Origin of the sequence: Klebsiella sp. JB_Kp004 (assembly GCF_040065795.1) — a bacterium.
Classification (GTDB): Bacteria; Pseudomonadota; Gammaproteobacteria; order Enterobacterales; family Enterobacteriaceae; genus Klebsiella; species Klebsiella quasipneumoniae.
Map to the genome: position 1 here is coordinate 100,288 of NZ_JBEAKW010000004.1, position 22,498 is coordinate 122,785.

Genomic DNA, 22,498 nt, shown 5'->3' on the forward strand with positions numbered 1-22,498 from the left:
GGCCGGGCCTCACAACCCTTCTCGATCCGCTGGTATTCGCCTCCAGCGCGCCGTGGCCAGTGGCCCGGGCGCGCTGGCTTGTCTGTAAGACTAATCGCGTTCCCGGCGGTTGTAGCAGAAAACCAGGCAGGTAAATCCTCTGTTTTCGCGCAAAATGTTACCCCTGACACGCGCAGCGGCAGATATTCGTCTAAGGTTTTTGGATGGCCAAACGTCGTGGCCCGCAGTCGATAATGATAAGGAGAACTCCCCATGACGAGTACTGATGCACATCGTCCCGCTGCTTTGCCCTGTTCCCTGCGCCTGGCGATCGGCGGCGCCCTGCTCGCCCTGATGAGCCTGAATGTCCAGGCGGAAGACGGCAAAACCGCGCCGCCACCCTCGCCGGATATTCTGCTGGGCCCGTTGTTCAATGATGTCCAGAGCGCGAAGCTCTTTGCCGATCAAAAAACCTTCGCCGACGCGATCCCTAACAGCGATCCGCTGATGATCCTTGCCGATTACCGGATGCAAAAAAACCAGGCCAGCTTCGACCTGCGCCACTTCGTCGAGCTGAACTTCACGCTGCCGAAAGAGAACGACACCTATGTGCCGCCCAAAGGGCAAACCCTGCGTCAGCATATCGACGGCCTGTGGCCGGTCCTGACCCGCAGCACCGTCGAGGTGGAAAAGTGGGACTCGCTGCTGCCGCTGCCTAAGCCCTACGTGGTCCCCGGAGGACGCTTTCGCGAAGTCTATTACTGGGACAGCTATTTCACCATGCTGGGTCTTGCCGAAAGCGGTCACTGGGATAAAGTCGAAGATATGGTCGCCAACTTCGCCGCGGAAATTGACACCTGGGGCCATATCCCCAACGGTAACCGCACCTATTACCTCAGCCGTTCGCAGCCCCCCTTCTTCTCCTTTATGGTAAGCCTGCTGGCGACGCACGATGGCGACCAGGTGCTGAAAACCTACCAGCCGCAGCTGGAGAAAGAGTATCGCTACTGGATGGCCGGGGCGGACGCGCTGGCTCCCGGCAGCGCCGACAAACGGGCGGTGCGGATGGCCGATGGCGCGCTGCTCAACCGCTACTGGGACGATAACGACACCCCGCGCCCCGAGTCCTGGCTTGACGACGTCAAAACCGCCAAAAGCAACCCGAATCGTCCGGCCACCGAGATCTATCGCGACCTGCGCTCCGCCGCCGCTTCCGGCTGGGATTTCAGCTCCCGCTGGATGGACAATCCGCAGCAGCTTGCCACCATTCGCACCACCTCGATTGTCCCGGTCGATCTCAATGCCCTGATGTTCCATCTGGAGAAAACCCTCGCCCGCGCCAGTAAAGCTGCGGGGGACAGCGCCGGCGCTACGCGGTACGATGCGCTGGCCAACACCCGCCAGCAGGCTATCGAGAAATACCTGTGGAATGAAAAAGAGGGGTGGTACGCCGATTACGATCTGAAAAGCCACAAGGTGCGCAATCAGCTGACCGCCGCGGCGCTGTTCCCGCTGTACGTCAATGCCGCGTCACGCGAGCGGGCGACGAAAGTGGCGGCCGCCGCCGAGTCGCGGCTGCTCAAACCCGGCGGGCTGACCACCACCACCGTCAACAGCGGCCAGCAGTGGGACGCTCCCAACGGCTGGGCGCCGCTGCAGTGGGTGGCCGTCGAGGGGCTGCAAAACTATGGCCAGCAGAAGATCGCCATGGAGGTCAGCTGGCGTTTCCTGACCAACGTGCAGCATACCTATGACAGCAAACAAAAACTGGTGGAGAAGTATGATGTGAGTTCGACCGGCACCGGCGGCGGCGGTGGGGAATATCCACTGCAGGACGGTTTTGGCTGGACCAACGGCGTCACCCTTAAGATGCTGGACCTGATCTGCCCGCAGGAGAAACCCTGCGATGCGCTGCCCGCCACCCGTCCGGCGACAACGCCTTCACTACAGGACAAACCCGCCGCTAACGACCCCGCCCCTGCGGCACCGCAAAAGACCGGCTCCTGACGCTGTTCCGCTTCCCCCTACCAAAATCGGTAGGGGTGAAGCGGTCTCCCTGGTCACGACCCTCCCGCGCAGGCCCATTCTGCGGCTCGCGGGAAACACCTCTCCACCCCCTCGCGCTGAACAGGTCACCTTTTCGCTTGATTGCACAAATACAAACAATAATAATTCGCATTACTTTTTAACGAATAATGACAGATTCGTTTTTCCCGCGGCGGCGTACAGGAGTACCAGACCGCGCTGGTTCAGGATGATCTTATGAACGTGGCTATTTTTCGAAAACGCCCGGGGCTGCTGTACGCCCTCGCGGTCGCACTTCCCTTCACCGCGCAGGCCGAAGAAACGGTGGTGGTGACGGCCAGCCCGCCGGCGTCTGCCAGCGCGCCGACTGAAGGCTATAGCGCCAGCACCTCGCTCGGGGCGACGAAAACCGACCAGCCGTTAATCACCACCGCCCAGTCGGTGTCGGTTGTCACCCGCCAGCAGATGGCGGATCAGGGGGCGAATACCATCAGCCAGGCGCTGGAATATACCCCAGGGGTCTACTCCAGCTTCGGCGGCGGCGCCACCCGGTTTGACGCCATCTCCCTGCGCGGCTACCACGGCGGCGACGTCGATAACCTGTTCCTCGACGGCATGCGCCTGATGAGCGACGGCGGCAGCCATAACGTTGTGCAGATCGACCCATGGTTTATCGAACGCGTCGATGTGATCCGCGGCCCCTCCTCCGCGCTCTACGGGCAAAGCGTGCCGGGTGGCGTGGTCAACCTGACCTCCAAGCGCCCGCAGTTCAGTCAACAGGGCCACGTCCGCCTGACTGGCGGAACGCAAAATACCAAAGGCGCGGCCTTCGATTACACCGACGCCATCAATGAGCAGTGGGCATGGCGGCTGATCGGTATGACCCGCAGCAGCGACACGCAGTATGACCATACCCGCGAAGAGCGCTACGCCATTTCGCCTTCCCTGCTGTGGCAGCCGGACAGCGACACCTCGCTGCTGCTGCGCGCCTATCTGCAAAAAGATCCTTCCGGCGGCTATCATGGCTCTTTGCCGCTGGACGGCACCCGCTTCGCGCACAATGGCCGTAAGCTCTCCACCAGCACCAACGAGGGCGATCCGGGAGATGGCTATCAGCGCCGTCAGCAGATCTACAGCTATGAGTTTGACCACCAGTTCACCGACGTCTGGTCGGTCTATTCCGCCGGGAGCTACACCCACACCAACGTCTCCCTCGATCAGGTCTACCAGGTCGGCTGGATAGATGACAGCGATAGGCTGGCCCGCAGCTACAGCGGCTCGCGCGGTTCGCTGGACGGCTGGTCAACCGATAACCGCCTGCGCGCCGATTTCAACACTGGCGATCTGGCGCATACCCTGATCCTCGGCGCCGAATATCATCGCTTCCGCAACGATCTGTGGACCGGCGCCGGCGGCGCGGCGCCGCTTAACCCGTTTACCGGCTATACCGCCCAGACCGGGCATACCGTGACCTACAGCGATGACAATAATCGCCGCTATTACCAGACCGGGCTGTATCTACAGGATGAGATGGTCTGGGACCGCTGGCATATGGATGTTTCCGCCCGCTATGACCGCATCGTTTCCCAGCAGGTCAGCGACACCCAGGGCACCTCGAACCGCCGTTCAGACGATCATATCAGCGGCCGCGCCTCGCTGTTGTATGCTCTGGACAACGGGCTTTCACCCTATCTGAGCTACAGTCAGGCGATTACCCCGGCGATGCTGCCCGGCGCGGATGGCAAACCATTGAAACCGACCACCGCCGAACAGTTTGAAGCCGGCCTGAAGTTCCAGCCGCCGGGCAGCAGCGACCTCTACAGCATCGCGATTTACGACCTGACGCAAAAGGATGTCGCCACCCGCGACCCGAACATCGCCACCGCCACCTATATTCCTGCGGGGAAAGTGCATTCCCAGGGCGTCGAACTGGAAGCGCACCATCAGATCACGCCGCAGCTGAGCACTATCGCCTCGTATACCTGGAATCGTCTGCGCTTCCAGGACACTAAGGACGGTACCGACAACAACACGCCGCAGCTGACCCCGGATCAGATGGCCTCCTTCTGGGCGCGCTATCAGTTCCCGGCGGGGATCTCGGTGGGCGCCGGCGTCCGCTACATCGGCAAACAGTGGGCGGATGATGCCAACACCGCGCGGCTGCCGTCGGTGACGTTGATAGATGCCATGATGCGGGCCGACCTCGGCGTCTGGTCGCCGGGGCTGAAAGGCGCTTATGTGCAGGTTAACGCCAACAATATCGGCAATCGTGAATACGTTTCCGGCTGCTACGGCACCGGCAACTGCTACTGGGGAGCAGAGCGCAGCGTGATGGCTACCGTCGGCTACGATTTCTGAGGACGTGGCCTCCGGGAGACTCCCGGAGGCCAAACGAGGGATTACATGGCATCCAGCGCTTTCTGCAGCTTCCAGATATAGCGCGGCGCCTGCGGAGCCGGGTGTTTTTTCACCACATGCTCGAAGAACTCATCGGCGTCGAGATCGTTAATCTCGTCGATGGCGTCCTGCCGGTTTGACGAGAAGGTGCGCAACAGCGCGCCCGCGCCGTTGGCGTAGGAGACCACCACCGCATAGCGCATCACCTGCGGGTCTTTGATCCCCGCCAGCGGGCCGTTTTCCAGAATGCTCAGATAGGCGGCCCCCATCGAGATATTCCGTTCCGGGTTTTTCAGCTCACTGACCGACGGCTCGCCGCGCCAGCCCATCCGCCGATAGACATCGCGTCCGGAGGTCGACGGCTTAAGCTGCATCAGCCCGACGGCGCCGGATTTACTCACTACTGCAGGGTTACCGCCCGACTCGATGGCGATGATCGCCGTGATCAGCTGCGGATCCACGCCCCAGGCGGCGCCGGCTTTTTCACTGATCGGCATCCACTGCATCGCCCGCTTCACCGGGACCTCGGGGTTCCACGGCGGATTGGTGTAATCATGTTTCGAACTACAACCGGCCAGAAAAACGACTAAAATAAGCAACCATCTCAATTTCACACATCTATCCTTATCTACCCAAACGCCATCATGCTGCAGAACGACGGCAGCGGTACGACCCCCGCCCGCCGACAGCCAGAAGGATGACGGGTGCGGATTGAAGTTAGCCACCTGGAGATGACAATCGCCATTCCAGGCGGCATCATAACCCTTTCATTCATAGCAAGGAATTATCATGTCTCAGTTTTATCTGGTCGCGCCATCCGGTTATTGCATCAACCAGCAAGCGGCGGCCCGCGGCGTCGAGCGTCTGCAGCAGGCCGGACACGAGGTGGCCCACCAGCAGGTCATTCCCCGCCGGCTGCAGCGTTTCGCCGGGACTGAACATGAACGGCTGGCCGATATTAACCAGCTTGCCCAGCTGCCCGGGCGCAACCGGATCGTCCTCGCGGTGCGCGGCGGCTACGGCGCCAGTCGTCTGCTGCCGCATATCGACTGGCAGGGGCTGATTGCCCGCCAGCAGCGCGACCCGCTGCTGATTTGCGGCCACAGCGATTTCACCGCCATCCAGTCGGGCCTGCTGGCCCTGGGCAATGTCGTCACCTTCAGCGGGCCGATGCTCGCGGGCAACTTCGGCGCGGAGACCCTCGATCCGTTTACCGAACACCATTTCTGGCAGGCGATGCGCCAGCCGGAATTCACCCTCGAATGGCCGGGCGAAGGGCCGAACTGCCGGGTGGAAGGCACCCTGTGGGGCGGGAATCTGGCGATGCTGACCTCGCTTATCGGCACCCCGTGGCTGCCGGCGATCCGCGACGGCATCCTGGTGGTGGAGGATATCAATGAGCACCCGTTCCGCGTCGAACGCATGCTGCTTCAGCTGTTGCACAGCGGCGTACTGGCGGCGCAGAAGGCGGTGATCTTCGGCAGCTTCACCGGCGGCACGCCGAACGACTATGACGCGGGATACGACCTGCCGCAGGTCTTTGATTACCTGCGCCAGCAGCTCTCCGTACCGATGATTAGCGGACTGGAGTTTGGTCACGAGCAGCGCACGGTGACCCTGCCGCTGGGGGCGCGCGCGCGGCTGGTGAATCAGGCGGCGGCCACCACCCTGACAATCAGCGGCCACCCGGTGCTGGCAGAATAAATTTGTCAGACGCATAGGCGGATCCCCTGCGAATTGTTAAAATAGTGTCACTTTTAGCCATTTTTTCACGCCAGTCAGGGAGTACGTGAACATTGGACGCCGCTGCGGTCATTAGTCTGTTTATTCTGGGTTCTGTTTTAGTAACCTGCAGTATCTTATTGAGCTCCTTTTCTTCTCGCCTTGGCATCCCGATTCTGGTCATCTTTCTGGCTATCGGGATGCTGGCAGGCATTGACGGCATCGGCGGCATCCCCTTCGACAACTACCCCTTCGCCTACATGGTGAGTAACCTGGCGCTGGCGGTGATCCTGCTGGACGGCGGGATGCGCACCCAGGCCAGCTCCTTTCGCGTGGCGCTATGGCCGGCGCTGTCGCTGGCGACGGTCGGGGTGCTGATCACTTCGGCGCTCACCGGGATGATGGCGGCCTGGCTGTTCAAACTGGATATGATCGAAGGCCTGCTGATCGGCGCCATTGTCGGCTCCACCGACGCCGCAGCGGTGTTCTCGCTGCTCGGCGGCAAGGGGCTCAACGAGCGCGTCGGCTCAACGCTGGAGATCGAGTCAGGCAGTAACGACCCGATGGCGGTATTCCTGACCATCACCCTGATCGAAATGATCCAGCAGCACCAGACCGGCCTCAGCTGGATGTTCGCCGTGCATATCATTCAGCAGTTTGGCCTCGGGATCGCCATCGGCCTCGGCGGCGGCTACCTGCTGCTGCAGATGATCAACCGCATCGTGCTGCCCGCCGGGCTCTATCCGCTGCTGGCGCTGAGCGGCGGGATCATGATTTTCGCCGTCACCACCACCCTCGACGGCAGCGGTATCCTCGCCGTCTATCTCTGCGGCTTTTTGCTGGGCAATCGGCCGATCCGCAACCGGCACGGTATCCTGCAGAACTTCGACGGTCTGGCGTGGCTGGCGCAAATCGCCATGTTCCTGGTGCTGGGCCTGCTGGTGACGCCCTCCGACCTGCTGCCGATCGCTATCCCGGCGCTGCTGCTGTCGATGTGGATGATTTTCATTGCCCGTCCGCTGTCGGTGTTTGCCGGTCTGCTGCCGTTCCGCGGATTTAACCTCCGTGAACGGGTGTTTATCAGCTGGGTTGGCCTGCGCGGCGCGGTGCCGATTATTCTCGCGGTGTTCCCGATGATGGCCGGCCTGGACAACGCCCGCCTGTTCTTCAATGTCGCCTTCTTCGTGGTGCTGGTGTCGCTACTGCTGCAGGGCACCTCGCTATCGTGGGCGGCGAAAAAAGCCAAAGTGGTGGTGCCCCCCGTCAGCTGGCCCATCTCCCGCGTCGGGCTGGATATTCACCCGGAAAACCCGTGGGAGCAGTTCGTCTACCAGCTGGGGGCCGATAAATGGTGCATCGGCGCGGCGCTGCGCGACCTGCATATGCCGCCGGAGACGCGAATTGCCGCGCTGTTTCGCAACAATGCCCTGCTGCACCCCACCGGCAGCACCCGCCTGCGGGAAGGCGATATCCTGTGCGTCATTGGCCGGGAACACGACCTGCCTGCGCTGGGCAAAATGTTCAGCCAGTCACCGCCGGTGGCGCTCGATCAGCGCTTTTTCGGCGACTTTATCCTTGATGCCGAGGCCCGCTTCGCCGATGTGGCGCAAATTTACGGCATCGACGGCGGAGAGGAGTTCCGCGAACATCAGCAGTCGCTGGGGGAAGTGGTTCAGCAGCTGCTGGGCGCTGCGCCGGTGGTGGGCGACCAGGTGGAGTTCGCCGGGATGGTGTGGACAGTAGCGGAAAAAGAGAACGATCACGTACTGAAGGTAGGGGTCCGGGTCGCGGAAGACGAGGCGGAGTGATCCGCCCCGGAATACGTTACAGGGTCACAACCGGCACCCGCGGCGCCAGGGCGCACATCAGCTCATAGCCGACGGTGCCGCAGCTGGCCGCCACGTCGTCGATTTTAATCTCTTTGCCCCACAGTTCGACCGGCGCGCCAATCCCGGCCTGCGGACAGGGGGTTAAATCGACCGCCAGCATATCCATCGACACGCGCCCGACGGTGGTGGTCCGCACGCCGTCCACCAGCACCGGCGTGCCGCTCGGCGCCACCCGCGGATAGCCGTCGGCATAGCCGCAGGCGACGATGCCGATCCGCTGCTCCTGGGTGGTGCGATACAGGCCGCCATAGCCGATCGCCTCGCCGGGGCGCAGGTTCTGCACGGCGATGATTTCGCTGCGCAGGGCCATCACCGGCTTCAGGCCGGTATTCGCGATGTCCTGCCACTGCCCGGAGGGCGACGCGCCATACAGCACGATGCCCGGTCGAACCCAGTCAAAATGCGCTTCCGGATGCCAGAGGGTCGCCGCCGAGTTGGCCAGCGAGCGCGGGCAATCCAGCCCCTCCGCCGCTTGTTCAATCCGGCGCATCGGCTCGACAATCCCCTGCGGGTTCTCCGCCTCCGCGAAGTGCGACATCAGCGTCATCTCGCCGACGTTGCTTATCGCCCGCAGCTGCTGCCAGACGGTATGCACCCGCTCCGGCATAAAGCCCAGCCGGTTCATGCCGCTGTTCACCTTGAGATAGATATCCAGCGGCGCGCGCAGCTTCGCCTGCTGCAGCGCCTTAATCTGCCAGTTGCTGTGAACGCTGGTGGTTAAGCGATATTGATCCAGCACCGCCAGCTCATCGGCATGGAAGAAGCCCTCCAGCAGCAGGATCGGACCTTTCCAGCCCTGCTCGCGCAGCAGGATCGCCTCTTCCAGGTTGAGCAAGGCGAAACCATCCGCCGCGCTCAACGCACTCCATACCCGCGCCACGCCATGGCCATAAGCATTGGCTTTGACCACCGCCCACAGGCGCGACCCGGGGGCCGCGCGACGCACTATCTGTAAATTCTGCCGCAAGGCCAGCAGGTCGATGCTGGCCACTACCGGACGGGTCATGCAAGCTCCTTAGTTGTGTGCGCCATGCAGATGCTGCGGACGCGCCGGGGTGAACCCGGGGCTGTAGCGGGCGACCGCCAGATCGTCGTAAGGGATCGCCGGCGTGCGGCCGGAGATCAAATCGCTGATCAGCTGCCCTGAGCCGCAGGCCATGGTCCAGCCGAGGGTACCGTGGCCGGTGTTGAGCCACAGGTTTTTAAACGCCGTGCGCCCGACCACCGGCGTGCCGTCCGGCGTCATCGGCCGCAGGCCGGTCCAGAAGGTGGCCTGCTCAACGTGGCCGCCGCGCGGGAACAGGTCGCGCACCACCATTTCCAGAGTTTCCCGACGCGGCTGCAGCAGCGCTTTGTTAAAACCGACGATCTCGGCCATACCGCCGACGCGAATGCGCTGATCGAAACGGGTGATGGCGATTTTATACGTCTCATCAAGGATAGTGGAAACCGGCGCGCCGTCTTCCTGGGCAATCGGGATGGTTAACGAATAGCCTTTCAGCGGGTAGACCGGAATATCCACCAGCCCCTTGAGCATCGCCGTCGAGTAGGAGCCGAAGGCCATCACATAGGCGTCGCCTTTGATAATCTCATCGCCGCATTTCACCCCGGCAATGCGTTCGCCCTCCTGCAGCAGGGCGTCCACCGGGGTGTTGAAGCGGAAAGTGACCCCGGCCTGTTCCGCCATCGCCGCCAGACGGGTGGTAAACAGCTGGCAGTCGCCGGTTTCATCGTTTGGCAGACGCAGGCCGCCGGTCAGTTTGTGGCTGACCTCCGCCAGCGCGGGCTCCACTTCCGCCAGCCGCTTCGCCTCCAGCAGCTGATAGGGCACGCCGGCGTCCTCCAGCACCGCGATGTCGCGGGTGGCGTTTTCATACTGTTTGGCGGTACGGAACAGCTGCAGCGTCCCGCCCTGACGCCCTTCATACTGAATGCCGGTGGTGTCGCGCAGCGCCTTCAGGCAGTCACGGCTGTACTCCGCCAGGCGCACCATCCGGCCTTTGTTCTCCATATAGTGGCGGGTGTCGCAGTTGCGCAGCATCTGCCACATCCACTTCAGCTGGAACGACGTGCCGTCAAGGCCGATCGCCAGCGGCGCATGGCGCTGGAACATCCATTTTATCGCCTTCAGCGGCACCCCCGGCGCCGCCCAGGGCGCCGCATAGCCGGGAGAAATCTGCCCGGCGTTGGCCGCGCTGGTCTCCTCTGCCGGACCGGGCTGACGGTCGATAACCGTCACCTCATGACCCGCCTGACTCAAATACCACGCGCTGGCTACCCCAACCACCCCACTTCCCAGTATGACGACACGCATAGCGACTCCGTAACAGTTAAAGAACAATCATCTAATTACAAATTGATAACTCAGATGAAAATATTATTCAACATACGCTTTATTTATGGTGACTTAACTCACAGCAAACCGCACCAGCCCTGCGCTGCGAGATTTACGATCTCATGCTGCGCTTTATTTTTACCCAGCATTATATTCTGTAAATAAGCGCAAAAAACGGCTTTGAGATGGGGAAATCGCGAAGAAAAGCGATTGGCTGACAACACAGTTTGCTGTGCGGTGTTCTATGCTTGTTTAGAGGTTTTCCGTTCAGAGAAAACCAACAACAACGAGGGCGCGCTAATGGCTACGATTGACTCCATGAACAGGGACACCACCCGTTTAAGCGATGGACCCGACTGGACGTTTGAGTTACTGGAGACCTACCTGGCCGAAGTGGACCGGGTCGCTAAGCTCTATCGTCTTGACACCTACCCGCACCAGATCGAAGTCATTACTTCCGAGCAGATGATGGACGCCTACTCCAGCGTCGGCATGCCCATCAACTATCCGCACTGGTCGTTCGGCAAAAAATTCATTGAGACCGAGCAGGCCTATAAGCACGGCCAGCAGGGCCTGGCGTATGAGATTGTCATCAACTCCAACCCCTGTATCGCCTACCTGATGGAAGAAAACACCATCACCATGCAGGCGCTGGTGATGGCGCACGCCTGTTACGGGCATAACTCGTTCTTTAAAAACAATTACCTGTTTCGCAGCTGGACCGACGCCAGCTCAATCATCGACTACCTGATCTTCGCCCGCAAATACATTACCGAGTGCGAAGAACGCTATGGCGTCGACGAAGTGGAGAAACTGCTCGACTCCTGCCATGCGCTGATGAACTACGGCGTCGACCGCTATAAACGTCCGCAAAAAATCTCTCTGCAGGAGGAGAAGGCGCGGCAGAAAAGCCGGGAAGAGTATCTGCAGAGCCAGGTGAATATGCTGTGGCGCACCCTGCCGAAGCGCGAAGAGGAGAAGGCGATTGAGTCCGCCCGCCGCTACCCTTCCGAACCGCAGGAGAACCTGCTGTACTTTATGGAGAAGAACGCCCCGCTGCTGGAATCGTGGCAGCGCGAGATCCTGCGCATCGTGCGCAAAGTCAGCCAGTATTTCTACCCGCAGAAACAGACCCAGGTGATGAACGAGGGGTGGGCCACCTTCTGGCACTACACCATCCTCAATCATCTCTATGATGAAGGGAAAGTGACCGAGCGCTTTATGCTGGAGTTTCTCCACAGCCACACGAACGTGGTGTTCCAGCCGCCATACAACAGTCCGTGGTACAGTGGGATTAACCCCTACGCGCTGGGCTTCGCCATGTTCCAGGACATCAAGCGCATCTGCCAGTCGCCCACCGAAGAGGACAAGTACTGGTTCCCGGATATCGCCGGTTCCGACTGGCTGGAAACGCTGCATTTCGCCATGCGCGACTTCAAGGATGAGAGCTTTATCAGCCAGTTCCTGTCGCCGAAGATCATGCGCGATTTCCGCTTCTTCACGGTGCTCGACGACGACCACAACAATTATCTCGAGATCTCGGCGATCCACAACGAAGAGGGCTATCGCGAGATCCGCAACAAGCTCTCAGCGCAATATAACCTCAGCAATCTTGAGCCGAATATCCAGGTGTGGAACGTTGACCTGCGCGGCGACCGCTCGCTGACGTTGCGCTATGTGCCGCACAACCGCGTCCCGCTGGACAAAGGGCGGCGCGAAGTGCTGAAACATGTGCATCGTCTGTGGGGGTTCGATGTGCTGCTGGAGCAGCAGAACGCCGACGGCAGCATTGAGCTACTGGACCGCTGCCCGGCGCGGCCGAACGCGCTATAGCTTTACGGGACGTATAAAACGACGAAGGGGGCCATCGGCCCCCTTATTGTGTTTATCGATGGCGAATAGCCAGCTTAACGCACATTCATGGCTAAATCGCCGGGCAGCGATTTCTGCATCCGGTGCCAGATCTCGCCGCTGTCATGGCCGTAGCGACGAACCAGCTCATACACCTGATCGTGCAGGCCGCCTTCGCACACCTTCGCCAGCTGATGATAAAAGCCCAGCGCCAGGCTGCGCGCTTCCGGGCTGGAGAAATAGTGGCGGCCAATGCGGGTATACAGCCCCTTCATGCCGTTGAGGATCAGACCATAGATCGGATTGCCGGAGGCGAACGCCAGACCGCGGAAAATGTTGTAATCGAGGTCGGCGAAGGCGTCGGCGTGATCTTCCACTTCCCGGGCGCTATCCAGCACCGCCAGCGCTTTATCCGGATGCTGACGGAACGCGGTGCGAATAAAAATCGTGGAAATATTGGTGCGCACGGAGAGCAGGTTATCAATCAGCTGCGGGACGCTGTCGTGATCGAGACGCGCCAGCGTTTCAAGGATATTCAGCCCGGAGGTCTCCCAGAAGTTGTTCACTTTGGTGGGTTTGCCGTGCTGAATGGTCAACCAGCCGTCACGCGCCAGACGCTGCAACACTTCGCGCAGAGTGGTGCGGGTGACACCGATCAGCTCAGAAAGCTCGCGTTCAGCGGGGAGAATCGATCCAGGTGGGAAGCGGTTATTCCAGATGCTCTCAATGATATACTCTTCCGCGAAACCCGCAGGGCTCTGCGCCTTAATGACCATAATAATATTTCCATTACACATTGTTGCAATTGCACTCATCATACCAGAGCCGCTATAGCGCAGATAGCATCGCAAGTGAATTAAAAAGGGATCGCCGTTTCATTTTCCGTTTTTACTTTACGCTTTTCCTTCTCGCCCGTAACCGCCGCCGCGCTGCGAAGAAAGTTGCTTCTCATTTTGCTCAGCTGATACTCTTGCCAATCGTTACGCACAAAATCATGTACTAATTGACGGGGAAGGATTCTGTCGTGGAAATTTCTTATGGCCGCGCGCTGTGGCGCAATTTTCTTGGCCAGTCGCCTGACTGGTACAAGCTGGCATTAATTATTTTCTTAATCATCAATCCGCTGGTGTTCGCCTTAGCGCCGTTTGTCGCCGGCTGGCTGCTGGTGGTTGAGTTTATCTTTACCCTCGCCATGGCGCTGAAGTGCTATCCACTGCTGCCGGGGGGGCTGCTGGCATTTGAAGCGGTGCTGATCGGCATGACCAGCCCGGGTCATGTGCGGGAAGAGATCGCCAGCAACCTGGAAGTGCTGCTCCTGCTGATGTTCATGGTGGCGGGCATCTACTTTATGAAGCAGCTGCTGCTGTTCGTCTTTACGCGCCTGCTGCTCGGCATCCGCAGCAAAATGCTGCTGTCGCTGGCCTTCTGCCTGGCCGCCGCCTTCCTCTCCGCCTTTCTCGATGCGCTCACCGTGGTGGCGGTGGTGATTAGCGTCGCCGTCGGGTTTTACGGCATCTATCACCGCGTCGCCTCGGCGCGCCCCGACGATAGCGATGTGCAGGACGACAGCCATATCGATCAGCACTACCGCGAGGTGCTGGAGCAGTTCCGCGGTTTTCTGCGCAGCCTGATGATGCACGCCGGCGTCGGTACCGCGCTCGGCGGCGTCATGACCATGGTCGGCGAGCCGCAAAACTTAATTATCGCCAAAGCGGCGGGCTGGCATTTTGGCGAATTCTTCATTCGCATGTCGCCCATCACGCTGCCGGTGCTGGTCTGCGGGCTGCTGACCTGTCTGCTGGTGGAAAAGTATCGCCTGTTTGGCTACGGCGAACCGCTGCCGCCGGCGGTCCGAAAGGTGCTGCAGGACTTTGACGATCGCAGCCGCGCGCAGCGCAGTCGTCAGGAACGGCTGCGGCTGATTGCCCAGGCGCTGATTGGCGTCTGGCTGATCGCAGCCCTCGCATTGCACCTTGCCGAAGTCGGCCTCATTGGCCTGTCGGTGATCATTCTCGCTACCACCTTTACCGGCGTGACCGATGAACATGCGATTGGCAAGGCGTTCACCGAGGCGTTGCCCTTCACCGCGCTGCTGACGGTATTCTTTGCCGTCGTGGCGGTGATCATCGACCAGCAGCTGTTCACGCCGGTCATCGAGTTTGTTCTGCAGGCCTCGCCGCACGCGCAGCTGTCACTGTTTTATCTGTTTAACGGCCTGCTGTCGTCCATCTCGGATAACGTTTTTGTCGGTACGGTCTACATCAACGAAGCGAAAACCGCCCTCGAGCATGGCGCCATCAGCCTGAAGCAGTTTGAGATGCTGGCGGTGGCGATCAATACCGGCACCAACCTGCCGTCAGTGGCCACCCCGAACGGCCAGGCGGCATTCCTCTTCCTGCTGACTTCCGCGCTGGCGCCGCTTATCCGGCTCTCCTATGGCCGCATGGTGTGGATGGCTCTGCCCTACACCCTCGTGCTGACGCTGGTCGGCCTGCTGTGCGTCGAGTTCACCCTGATGCCGGTCACCGAATGGTTGCTGGCTCACGGCTGGCTGGTTACCCCCACCCTGCCCTGATCCACCCGTCGCCCGGGTTCGCCCGGGCGATTCAATAACCAGTTACGTAATATTTTCCGCCGGGCCGCTGGCGTCGGTTCGGTTTTCGTTTACACTGCCATGATTTAGCATCTTCCAGGGAAATGATTATGTTGCAATATTTAAACCAGTGCTCGCGGGGACGCGGCGCCTGGCTCCTGATGGCATTGACCGCGTTCATTCTCGAACTCGTCGCGCTGTGGTTCCAGCACGTGATGCTGCTGCAGCCGTGTGTGATGTGCATTTATGAACGCTGCGCCCTGTTTGGCATCATGGGCGCGGGGCTGGTGGGCGCCATTGCCCCCAAAACGCCGCTGCGCTATGTCGCCATGCTGATTTGGCTGTACAGCGCGGTACGTGGGCTGCAGCTGGCGTGGGAACATACGATGATCCAGTTGCACCCATCGCCGTTCCAGACCTGTGATTTCGCCGCCCGCTTCCCGAGCTGGCTGCCGCTGGATAAATGGTTGCCGCAGGTGTTTGTCGCGTCCGGCGACTGTTCGGTACGCCAGTGGCAGTTCCTGTCGCTGGAGATGCCGCAATGGCTGGTGGGCATTTTCGCGGCCTATCTGGTGGTGGCTATCCTGGTGATCGTTGCTCAGCCTTTTAAAGCGAAAAAGCGCGATCTGTTTGGCCGCTAAGCCGCTGTGAGTCCCGCGCATCATGAAACGCCCTCCGGGGCGTTTTTTTGTGCCTGCTGTTCATCGCTGAATCGTTTCCTGTCTGCGGTTGACCACGGCCATCAAAAGATGCATATTAAATACATCTTATATAGCCCCACAGGAGCTCACATGTCATCTTTACTGATCCCCGCAGACTGGAAAGTTAAACGCTCCACCCCGTTCTTTACCAAAGAGAACGTCCCCGCCGCCCTGCTGAGCCACCACAACACCGCAGCCGGCGTCTTCGGTCAGCTGTGCGTCATGGAAGGTACGGTGACCTATTACGGTTTTGCCAATGAACAGGCGACGGAGCCGGAGAAAAAAGTCGTCATTCATGCCGGGCAGTTTGCCACCAGTCCACCGCAGTACTGGCACCGCGTCGAACTCAGCGACGATGCCCGCTTCAATATTCACTTCTGGGTGGCGGATGAAACCGACGGTGAAAACGGGCTGTTCCACGCGAAAAAAGCGTGACGGCGCTTACCGCGCCCTGTCAGGCAGATTAAGGATGTGGTCCTGCCAGTCGACAACGGTGGACTCGGGCACCGCAATATGACGGACGGAGATGCGTTCGCCGTGCATCGCCGCTTTTGAGCCGGTCAGCAGCGGGTGCCAGGCCGGCAGAGGCTTGCCTTCCGCCAGCAGGCGATAGGCGCAGGTTGGCGGCAGCCATTCGAAAGTCGGCAGATTTTCGCGCGTGAGCTTGATGCAGTCCGGCTCATATTCGAAACGACGCTCGTAGTTACGGCACTGGCAGGTTTTGATATTGAGCTGACGGCAGGCGACGTTGGTGAAGTAGATCTCATCGGTATCTTCATCCATCAGCTTATGCAGGCAGCACTGGCCGCAACCGTCACACAGCGATTCCCACTCCGCGTCGGTCATGTCATCCAGGGTTTTTTGTTGCCAGAAAGGTTGTTCGCTCATCGAAGTGTCCGTCGTTGCCAGTTAAGGGTGCACCTTATAACCAGTCTGGCACGACGATGCAAGTTTTGCCGCCCCAAAAGGCGGCAAACCGCGCTTACAGTACCCGGGTGGTGAGCGACAGGCCGTTGAAGCCGACCACCAGCTCGTCGCCGCTGTGCAGCGGCCCTACCCCTTCCGGGGTGCCGGTGAGGATCACGTCCCCGGCTTTGAGAGTAAAGAAGCGCGACATATAGGCGATCAGCGGCACGATCTTATGGATCATGTCGGCGGTGGTGCCCTGCTGGCGCACCTCGCCGTTAATCTTGAGGCTTAACGGCGTATTCTGCGGGTCGCCGTGGAACTCGGCGGCCGGAATAAAGCCGGAGATCGGACAGGCGTTATCGAAGCCTTTGGCCTTTTCCCACGGCTGTCCGGCCTTTTTCATCTTCGCCTGCAGGTCGCGCAGGGTGAGATCCAATGCGACGCCATAGCCGGCAATCCCTTTCTGCACATGCTCTTCCGTCGCCTGACGCAGCGTACCGCCGATCAGCACCGCCAGCTCGACTTCGTGATGCACCGAGCCCAGCCCCTCAGGAAGCACCAACGGCTGACGGAGATCGCACAGCGCGCTCTCAGGTTTAATAAACAGCACCGGCTCTTCCGGCGTCGCACTGCCCATTTCCTTGATGTGCTTTGCATAATTACTGCCGACGCAAACCACTTTGCTCACCGGATAATCCAGGAGCGCTCCCTGCCAGTTATGATGTTGGTACATTATTTTCCCTCGTGGGTTAATCGGATTGTTTCCCCTGTTCCGCCAGGTGTTTCTTTAGTAGATTTTCAGACGGCGGAGGTAGTTGCAGGTAATAGCCCTGTTCGCTTAACGCCTGTTTCACTTTTTCCAGGTCGGCGTTAACCAGTTTTTTGCGCCCATCCAGCGGCAGCAGCATCGCCATTTGCGGCGTGCCGAAGCCGCGCATCAGCTCGTCAGGAACGCGTGAGAAATCGTCCTTTTTTTCGACGTATAAATAGGTTTGTTCACGTTTAGTACTTCGATAGATCACACAAAACATAGTTTTACTCGGAATTAGACCCGTGGTCACTTGCCTCAATATATGAGTGACTATAACATGCCTTTTAGTCTTCGGAATATCACCGCACTTCGGCGGTCGATAAACAGCAAATTGAGTAAGGCCAGGATGTCAAATACGCCAATCGAACTTAAAGGCAGTAGCTTCACGTTATCTGTCGTTCATTTGCACGATGCAAATCCCGAGGTTATTCGTCAGGCGTTAGAAGACAAAATCGCCCAGGCTCCCGCCTTTTTACGCCATGCTCCGGTGGTGGTGAATATCGCCAGCGTCGAGGAGAGCGTCGAATGGCGCGCCGTCAACGAGGCTATCGCCGCGACCGGTTTACGTATTATGGGCGTCAGCGGATGCAAAATCCCGCGCCTGAAAACCGAAATCGACCGCGCCGGTATCCCGTTATTAACCGAAGGGAAAGAAAAAGCCCCTCGTCCGGCACCGTCCGAACCCGCCCCGCCGCCGCCAGTTGCTAACCAGATCACAAAAACGCGTTTGATTGACCAGCCGGTACGTTCCGGTCAGCGCATTTATGCGCCACACTGTGATCTTATTGTTACAAATCATGTGAGTGCCGGCGCGGAACTTATCGCTGACGGCAATATCCATGTATATGGCATGATGCGAGGACGCGCATTGGCAGGCGCCGGTGGCGACAGAGACGCCCAGATATTTTGTACCCACCTTGCGGCGGAGCTGGTCTCCATCGCCGGGGAATATTGGCTGAGCGATAACATCCCGGCCGAATTTTATGGCAAAGCGGCACGCCTGCGTTTAGGCGAAAGCGCTTTGACAATTCAACCGTTAAATTAATCCCTTTTTAACAAGGAATTTCTATGGCACGCATTATTGTTGTGACTTCGGGTAAAGGGGGCGTTGGCAAGACCACCTCCAGCGCGGCCATCGCTACAGGTTTGGCCCAGAAGGGAAAGAAAACCGTCGTTATCGACTTCGACATCGGCCTGCGTAACCTCGACCTGATTATGGGCTGCGAACGTCGCGTCGTTTATGATTTCGTCAACGTCATCCAGGGCGATGCCACATTGAACCAGGCGCTGATCAAAGATAAGCGCACGGAAAACCTCTACATTCTCCCGGCTTCCCAGACCCGGGATAAAGACGCCCTGACCCGCGAAGGCGTCGACAAAGTTCTCGAAGAACTGAAGAAGATGGAGTTCGATTTCATCGTCTGTGATTCCCCGGCAGGCATTGAAACCGGTGCGCTGATGGCGCTCTATTTTGCTGATGAAGCCATTATCACCACCAACCCGGAAGTCTCCTCCGTTCGCGACTCCGACCGTATCCTTGGCATTCTCGCTTCCAAATCCCGCCGCGCGGAAAATGGCGAAGAGCCGATCAAAGAGCACCTGCTGCTGACCCGCTACAATCCAGGCCGCGTCAATAAAGGCGATATGCTGAGCATGGAAGACGTCCTGGAGATTCTGCGCATCAACCTGGTGGGCGTGATCCCGGAAGACCAGTCAGTCCTGCGCGCATCCAACCAGGGTGAGCCCGTGATCCTCGATGCCGCGTCGGACGCAGGCAAAGCCTATGCCGATACCGTTGAACGTCTGCTCGGAGAAGAACGCCCTTTCCGCTTCATTGAAGAAGAGAAGAAAGGATTCCTCAAACGCCTGTTCGGAGGATAAATTATGGCTTTACTCGACTTTTTTCTCTCGCGAAAAAAGAACACGGCTAATATTGCGAAAGAACGCCTGCAAATCATCGTCGCCGAGCGCCGCCGCGGGGACGCGGAGCCGCATTACCTGCCGCAGTTGCGCAAAGATATCCTGGAAGTGATCTGTAAATACGTGCAGATCGACCCGGAGATGGTCAGCGTGCAGCTGGAGCAACGGGACGGTGATATTTCCATTCTTGAGCTGAACGTGACCCTACCCGAAACGGAAGAGTCGAAACCCTGACCTGCTGTTCCATCCCGAAAAAAAACCGGCTACGCCACGCGCCGCCGGTTTTTTTATAGCCTGAACCAGACCGCCCGCTAGCGCGGATAGTCGTTTAACAGCCTCTTCAGCCGTTCGCCCATCAGCTCACCACGCCAACCGGAAATCAGCTCAGGCTCAGCGGCCTGCGTTTTCAGCTGCCAGTGCCAGTTCAGCAGCTGGTTGATCTGTCGACGCGACGCCAGTAGCTCCGCGCTTACGCCCTTCTCCGCGCTCACTTCCTGCACCAGCGCTTTAATCTCTTTAAAGGCTTTGCGGTAGCCCGGCATGTCGATCAGATTCTGCAGCGGCGCCGGCAGCGACGACTCCGGCAGCGCCTGGGCTTTCTCGACCAGGCCGATCAGCGTTTTGCCATGGAAGCGAATTTCGCTACCGGACAACCCGAGGCTGTCGAGCTCGCCGAGGCTGGTGGGCATATAGCGCGCCACGCTCCACAGATGCTCTTCCCGCACCACAAAGTTCACCGCCAGGTCGCGCTCACGCGCTTTGCGCAGACGCCACTCCGCCAGCAGCTGCAGGCAGCCCAGCTGGCGGGTACGCAGCTGCCAGGCGTTGCCGATATCGCGCCAGGCCTCGGCCGGGTCGACCACCTCCTGACGGCGCTGCTGCATCAGGCGGCATTCGTCCAGTGCCGCCGATAGCCAGCCCGCGCGATCGGTCTCCGCCATTAATTGGCTGGCGATCGGCAGCAGGTACCAGACGTCGGCCGCAGCGTATTCACACTGACGCTCGGTCAGCGGTCGCGCCAGCCAGTCGGTGCGGGATTCGCTTTTGTCCAGCGCGACCCCGGAATACTCTTCCACCATCGAGGCGAAGCCCCAGGACATCGGCCGACCGCAGAAAGCCGCCAGGATCTGGGTGTCGATCAGCGGCTGCGGCATCAGGTTGAACGCGTTGAGGAAGACTTCTAAATCTTCGCTGCCGGCATGCAGATATTTGGTCACATCCGGATTGAGCAGCAGGTCGCGCATCGGCGCCCAGTCGTTAATCGTCAAGGGATCGATCAGAGAGACCTGGTGGCCGTCGAACAGCTGCAGCAGGCCCAGCTGCGGGTAATAGGTGCGGGTACGGACAAATTCCGTATCCAGAGCGACGGCGGAGGCCGCGCTTGCCGCTTCGCAGACAGCGCGCAGGCCATCGTCGGTGGTGATCATCTGATAGTTCAAAGCATACTCTCTTAACTTGCGCCCATAAAAAACGCCGGCGTAGCCGGCGTCTGGCGACTCATTCGTTACTCAGCCTTTATTGTCCACTTTAGCGCGCGCTTCGTCACGCAGTTCTCGCCGCAAAATTTTCCCGACGTTGGATTTCGGCAGTTCGTCACGGAATTCCACCAGTTTCGGCACCTTATAGCCGGTCAAATGGCGTCGGCAGAACGTAATCAGCGCTTCTTCGGTTAACGCGGCATCTTTCTTCACCACGAAGATCTTCACCGCTTCGCCGCTGCTGCCGGACGGCACGCCGATGGCCGCCACCTCCAGCACGCCGCTGTGCTGCATGACCACATCTTCGATTTCATTCGGATAGACGTTAAAACCCGACACCAGGATCATATCTTTTTTCCGATCGACGATGCGCAGGAACCCCTCTTCATCCATCACCGCGATATCCCCGGTGTGCAGCCAGCCGTTCTTGATGATCTCATCCGTCGCGTCAGGTCGCTGCCAGTAGCCCAGCATCACCTGCGGCCCCTTGATACAGAGTTCGCCAGGCTGGCCCGGCGCCACTTCGTTATCGTCATCATCCACCAGTTTGGCTTCGGTGGAAGGCACCGGCAGACCAATGCTGCCGCTGTGGTAGTCGATATCGTGGGGGTTGACGCTGACCAGCGGCGAACACTCGGTCAGTCCGTAGCCCTCAAGCAGATATTGCCCGGTCAGTTTCACCCAGCGCTCAGCCACCGCCTGCTGCACCGGCATGCCGCCGCCGGCGGAGAGGTGCAGCGAGGAGAAATCAAGCTGCTGGAACTCTTTGTTGTTCAGCAAGGCGTTGAACAGGGTATTGACCCCGGTCATGGCGGTAAAGGGATATTTCGCCAGCTCCTTCACCAGTCCGGGTATGTCGCGCGGGTTGGTGATCAGCAGATTCTGCCCGCCCAGCTCGATAAACAGCAGGCAGTTCATGGTGAGGGCGAAAATGTGATACAGCGGCAGCGCGGTCACCACGAACTCTTTGCCGCGATGCAGCAGCGGGCCGTAGGTGGCATTGACCTGCTCGAGGTTGGCCAGCATGTTGCGATGGGTCAGCATCGCCCCTTTAGCCACCCCGGTAGTGCCTCCGGTGTACTGCAGAAACGCCAGATCTTCCGCTACGATCTCCGGCTTCACGTACTGCATGCGATAGCCGTGCTGCAGCGCGCTGCGAAACGAGATGGCATCCGGCAGATGGTACTTCGGCACCAGGCGCTTGATGTACTTGACCACAAAGTTCACCAGCGTGCCTTTGGCGGTGGAGAGCTGATCGCCCATGCGCGTCAGGATCACGTGTTTCACCTGGGTCTTCGCCACCACTTTTTCCAGGGTATGGGCAAAGTTGGAGACGATGACGATCGCCGCCGCGCCGCTGTCGTTGAGCTGATGCTCCAGTTCACGCGGGGTATATAAGGGGTTGACGTTGACCACGATCATCCCGGCGCGCAGGATGCCAAACAGGGCCACCGGATACTGCAGCAGGTTAGGCATCATCAGGGCCACCCGATCGCCCTTCTGTAACCCTAAGCCCTCCTGAAGGTAAGCGGCGAAGGCGCGACTGCGCTCTTCCAGCTTACGGTAGGTCATCACTTCACCCATATTGATAAACGCCGGTTGGTCGGCGTAGCGGGTGGTGGCATGTTCAAACAGTTCAACCAGGGATTGATAGCGGTCAGGATTTATCTCCGCCGGAACATCTGCGGGATAACGGTTTAGCCAAACCTTTTTCACTGCATCACCTCTGAAATAGTTATTCGTCGTCATCACAGCCCCTGGAAAATACATTTTGTTAACATTATATTAACTCAGCGTACCAGTTTATTAATTAGGCAATGAGCAGGTTGCGAAGCGCGTCACTATTTTTTTTCTTATTCGACTGAAAACAAAGAAACAGCGGACTGGC

At 59.3% G+C, this 22,498-nt stretch carries 21 protein-coding genes; 11 read left to right on the forward strand and 10 right to left on the reverse strand.

The features are described from left to right. Positions 1-252: 252 nt before the first annotated feature. Positions 253-1,986 (forward strand): alpha,alpha-trehalase, encoded by a 1,734-nt coding sequence (locus tag ABLX76_RS04645; RefSeq protein ID WP_023290200.1) that lies wholly within the window; start codon positions 253-255, stop codon positions 1,984-1,986. Between the two features lie 255 nt (positions 1,987-2,241). Next, the gene (locus ABLX76_RS04650; protein ID WP_348874095.1) at positions 2,242-4,362 is read left to right on the forward strand and encodes a TonB-dependent siderophore receptor; all 2,121 of its coding nucleotides are present in this window, start codon (positions 2,242-2,244) and stop codon (positions 4,360-4,362) included. A 41-nt stretch (positions 4,363-4,403) separates the two neighbouring features. On the opposite strand, the gene emtA is transcribed toward ABLX76_RS04650, so the two are convergent. Next, a complete protein-coding gene (gene emtA / locus ABLX76_RS04655) occupies positions 4,404-5,015 on the reverse strand; it encodes a membrane-bound lytic murein transglycosylase EmtA (RefSeq protein WP_048335997.1) in 612 nt (203 codons plus the stop codon). A gap of 175 nt (positions 5,016-5,190) precedes the next feature. Between emtA and ldcA the strand changes: the two genes are divergently transcribed. Continuing rightward, positions 5,191-6,105 carry a muramoyltetrapeptide carboxypeptidase gene (ldcA, locus tag ABLX76_RS04660; RefSeq protein ID WP_348874097.1) on the forward strand — a complete coding sequence of 305 codons (915 nt, stop codon included), beginning with the start codon at positions 5,191-5,193 and terminating at the stop codon, positions 6,103-6,105. A 92-nt stretch (positions 6,106-6,197) separates the two neighbouring features. Next, on the forward strand, positions 6,198-7,931 hold the full coding sequence (locus ABLX76_RS04665; protein ID WP_032453349.1) for a potassium/proton antiporter: 1,734 nt from the start codon (positions 6,198-6,200) through the stop codon (positions 7,929-7,931). Between the two features lie 16 nt (positions 7,932-7,947). On the opposite strand, the gene dadX is transcribed toward ABLX76_RS04665, so the two are convergent. The 3 genes from dadX to ABLX76_RS04680 all read right to left on the reverse strand — a co-directional run bounded on the left by dadX (position 7,948) and on the right by ABLX76_RS04680 (position 10,571). Next, on the reverse strand, positions 7,948-9,018 hold the full coding sequence (dadX, locus tag ABLX76_RS04670; protein WP_023290204.1) for a catabolic alanine racemase DadX: 1,071 nt from the start codon (positions 9,016-9,018) through the stop codon (positions 7,948-7,950). A 9-nt stretch (positions 9,019-9,027) separates the two neighbouring features. Next, the gene (locus ABLX76_RS04675; protein ID WP_101978085.1) at positions 9,028-10,326 is read right to left on the reverse strand and encodes a D-amino acid dehydrogenase; all 1,299 of its coding nucleotides are present in this window, start codon (positions 10,324-10,326) and stop codon (positions 9,028-9,030) included. Positions 10,327-10,424: 98 nt separating this feature from the next. Then, positions 10,425-10,571: a hypothetical protein gene (locus ABLX76_RS04680; protein ID WP_032428909.1), complete on the reverse strand. Its 147-nt coding sequence runs from the start codon at positions 10,569-10,571 to the stop codon at positions 10,425-10,427. A 76-nt stretch (positions 10,572-10,647) separates the two neighbouring features. Between ABLX76_RS04680 and ABLX76_RS04685 the strand changes: the two genes are divergently transcribed. Further along, positions 10,648-12,180 carry a SpoVR family protein gene (locus ABLX76_RS04685; protein WP_004203310.1) on the forward strand — a complete coding sequence of 511 codons (1,533 nt, stop codon included), beginning with the start codon at positions 10,648-10,650 and terminating at the stop codon, positions 12,178-12,180. 74 nt (positions 12,181-12,254) lie between these two features. Here ABLX76_RS04685 and fadR read toward each other — a convergent pair whose 3' ends face one another. Beyond that, positions 12,255-12,974 carry a fatty acid metabolism transcriptional regulator FadR gene (gene fadR / locus ABLX76_RS04690; protein ID WP_004203311.1) on the reverse strand — a complete coding sequence of 240 codons (720 nt, stop codon included), beginning with the start codon at positions 12,972-12,974 and terminating at the stop codon, positions 12,255-12,257. A gap of 248 nt (positions 12,975-13,222) precedes the next feature. Between fadR and nhaB the strand changes: the two genes are divergently transcribed. From nhaB to ABLX76_RS04705, 3 genes are all read left to right on the forward strand, one after another. Beyond that, positions 13,223-14,773 carry a sodium/proton antiporter NhaB gene (nhaB, locus tag ABLX76_RS04695; RefSeq protein WP_023290206.1) on the forward strand — a complete coding sequence of 517 codons (1,551 nt, stop codon included), beginning with the start codon at positions 13,223-13,225 and terminating at the stop codon, positions 14,771-14,773. 128 nt (positions 14,774-14,901) lie between these two features. Next, positions 14,902-15,432: a disulfide bond formation protein DsbB gene (dsbB, locus tag ABLX76_RS04700; protein ID WP_004203315.1), complete on the forward strand. Its 531-nt coding sequence runs from the start codon at positions 14,902-14,904 to the stop codon at positions 15,430-15,432. 150 nt (positions 15,433-15,582) lie between these two features. Next, the gene (locus tag ABLX76_RS04705) at positions 15,583-15,927 is read left to right on the forward strand and encodes a DUF1971 domain-containing protein (protein WP_032453353.1); all 345 of its coding nucleotides are present in this window, start codon (positions 15,583-15,585) and stop codon (positions 15,925-15,927) included. Between the two features lie 6 nt (positions 15,928-15,933). Here ABLX76_RS04705 and ABLX76_RS04710 read toward each other — a convergent pair whose 3' ends face one another. The 3 genes from ABLX76_RS04710 to ABLX76_RS04720 all read right to left on the reverse strand — a co-directional run bounded on the left by ABLX76_RS04710 (position 15,934) and on the right by ABLX76_RS04720 (position 17,432). Further along, positions 15,934-16,380, reverse strand: a complete 447-nt coding sequence (locus ABLX76_RS04710; protein ID WP_017900197.1) for a YcgN family cysteine cluster protein — start codon at positions 16,378-16,380, stop codon at positions 15,934-15,936. Between the two features lie 94 nt (positions 16,381-16,474). Further along, positions 16,475-17,134 carry a fumarylacetoacetate hydrolase family protein gene (locus ABLX76_RS04715; RefSeq protein WP_023290208.1) on the reverse strand — a complete coding sequence of 220 codons (660 nt, stop codon included), beginning with the start codon at positions 17,132-17,134 and terminating at the stop codon, positions 16,475-16,477. A 16-nt stretch (positions 17,135-17,150) separates the two neighbouring features. Further along, on the reverse strand, positions 17,151-17,432 hold the full coding sequence (locus ABLX76_RS04720) for a YcgL domain-containing protein (protein ID WP_004203320.1): 282 nt from the start codon (positions 17,430-17,432) through the stop codon (positions 17,151-17,153). A gap of 126 nt (positions 17,433-17,558) precedes the next feature. Between ABLX76_RS04720 and minC the strand changes: the two genes are divergently transcribed. Genes minC through minE form a run of 3 tightly spaced genes read left to right on the forward strand, consistent with a single transcriptional unit; the run spans position 17,559 to position 19,366 of the window. After that, on the forward strand, positions 17,559-18,257 hold the full coding sequence (gene minC / locus ABLX76_RS04725; RefSeq protein WP_023290209.1) for a septum site-determining protein MinC: 699 nt from the start codon (positions 17,559-17,561) through the stop codon (positions 18,255-18,257). A gap of 23 nt (positions 18,258-18,280) precedes the next feature. Next, the gene (minD, locus tag ABLX76_RS04730) at positions 18,281-19,093 is read left to right on the forward strand and encodes a septum site-determining protein MinD (protein ID WP_002910900.1); all 813 of its coding nucleotides are present in this window, start codon (positions 18,281-18,283) and stop codon (positions 19,091-19,093) included. A gap of 3 nt (positions 19,094-19,096) precedes the next feature. Then, positions 19,097-19,366, forward strand: a complete 270-nt coding sequence (gene minE, locus ABLX76_RS04735; protein WP_004103270.1) for a cell division topological specificity factor MinE — start codon at positions 19,097-19,099, stop codon at positions 19,364-19,366. Between the two features lie 77 nt (positions 19,367-19,443). Here minE and rnd read toward each other — a convergent pair whose 3' ends face one another. Together rnd and fadD are read right to left on the reverse strand one after the other, a co-directional pair. Next, positions 19,444-20,559 carry a ribonuclease D gene (rnd, locus tag ABLX76_RS04740; RefSeq protein WP_023290210.1) on the reverse strand — a complete coding sequence of 372 codons (1,116 nt, stop codon included), beginning with the start codon at positions 20,557-20,559 and terminating at the stop codon, positions 19,444-19,446. An 81-nt stretch (positions 20,560-20,640) separates the two neighbouring features. Further along, complete coding sequence (gene fadD, locus ABLX76_RS04745) at positions 20,641-22,326, reverse strand: long-chain-fatty-acid--CoA ligase FadD (RefSeq protein ID WP_085551111.1); 1,686 nt, start codon at positions 22,324-22,326, stop codon at positions 20,641-20,643. Positions 22,327-22,498: the final 172 nt, after the last annotated feature.

Bases quoted from the DNA above. Each gene is read 5' to 3' on its own strand.
- ABLX76_RS04645 (WP_023290200.1), top strand. From the start codon at position 253: ATGACGAGTACTGATGCACATCGTCCCGCTGCTTTGCCCTGTTCCCTG.
- ABLX76_RS04650 (WP_348874095.1), top strand. From the start codon at position 2,242: ATGAACGTGGCTATTTTTCGAAAACGCCCGGGGCTGCTGTACGCCCTC.
- ldcA (WP_348874097.1), top strand. From the start codon at position 5,191: ATGTCTCAGTTTTATCTGGTCGCGCCATCCGGTTATTGCATCAACCAG.
- dadX (WP_023290204.1), bottom strand. From the start codon at position 9,018: ATGACCCGTCCGGTAGTGGCCAGCATCGACCTGCTGGCCTTGCGGCAG.
- ABLX76_RS04675 (WP_101978085.1), bottom strand. From the start codon at position 10,326: ATGCGTGTCGTCATACTGGGAAGTGGGGTGGTTGGGGTAGCCAGCGCG.
- ABLX76_RS04685 (WP_004203310.1), top strand. From the start codon at position 10,648: ATGGCTACGATTGACTCCATGAACAGGGACACCACCCGTTTAAGCGAT.
- fadR (WP_004203311.1), bottom strand. From the start codon at position 12,974: ATGGTCATTAAGGCGCAGAGCCCTGCGGGTTTCGCGGAAGAGTATATC.
- dsbB (WP_004203315.1), top strand. From the start codon at position 14,902: ATGTTGCAATATTTAAACCAGTGCTCGCGGGGACGCGGCGCCTGGCTC.
- ABLX76_RS04705 (WP_032453353.1), top strand. From the start codon at position 15,583: ATGTCATCTTTACTGATCCCCGCAGACTGGAAAGTTAAACGCTCCACC.
- ABLX76_RS04710 (WP_017900197.1), bottom strand. From the start codon at position 16,380: ATGAGCGAACAACCTTTCTGGCAACAAAAAACCCTGGATGACATGACC.
- ABLX76_RS04715 (WP_023290208.1), bottom strand. From the start codon at position 17,134: ATGTACCAACATCATAACTGGCAGGGAGCGCTCCTGGATTATCCGGTG.
- ABLX76_RS04720 (WP_004203320.1), bottom strand. From the start codon at position 17,432: ATGTTTTGTGTGATCTATCGAAGTACTAAACGTGAACAAACCTATTTA.
- minC (WP_023290209.1), top strand. From the start codon at position 17,559: ATGTCAAATACGCCAATCGAACTTAAAGGCAGTAGCTTCACGTTATCT.
- minD (WP_002910900.1), top strand. From the start codon at position 18,281: ATGGCACGCATTATTGTTGTGACTTCGGGTAAAGGGGGCGTTGGCAAG.
- minE (WP_004103270.1), top strand. From the start codon at position 19,097: ATGGCTTTACTCGACTTTTTTCTCTCGCGAAAAAAGAACACGGCTAAT.
- rnd (WP_023290210.1), bottom strand. From the start codon at position 20,559: ATGATCACCACCGACGATGGCCTGCGCGCTGTCTGCGAAGCGGCAAGC.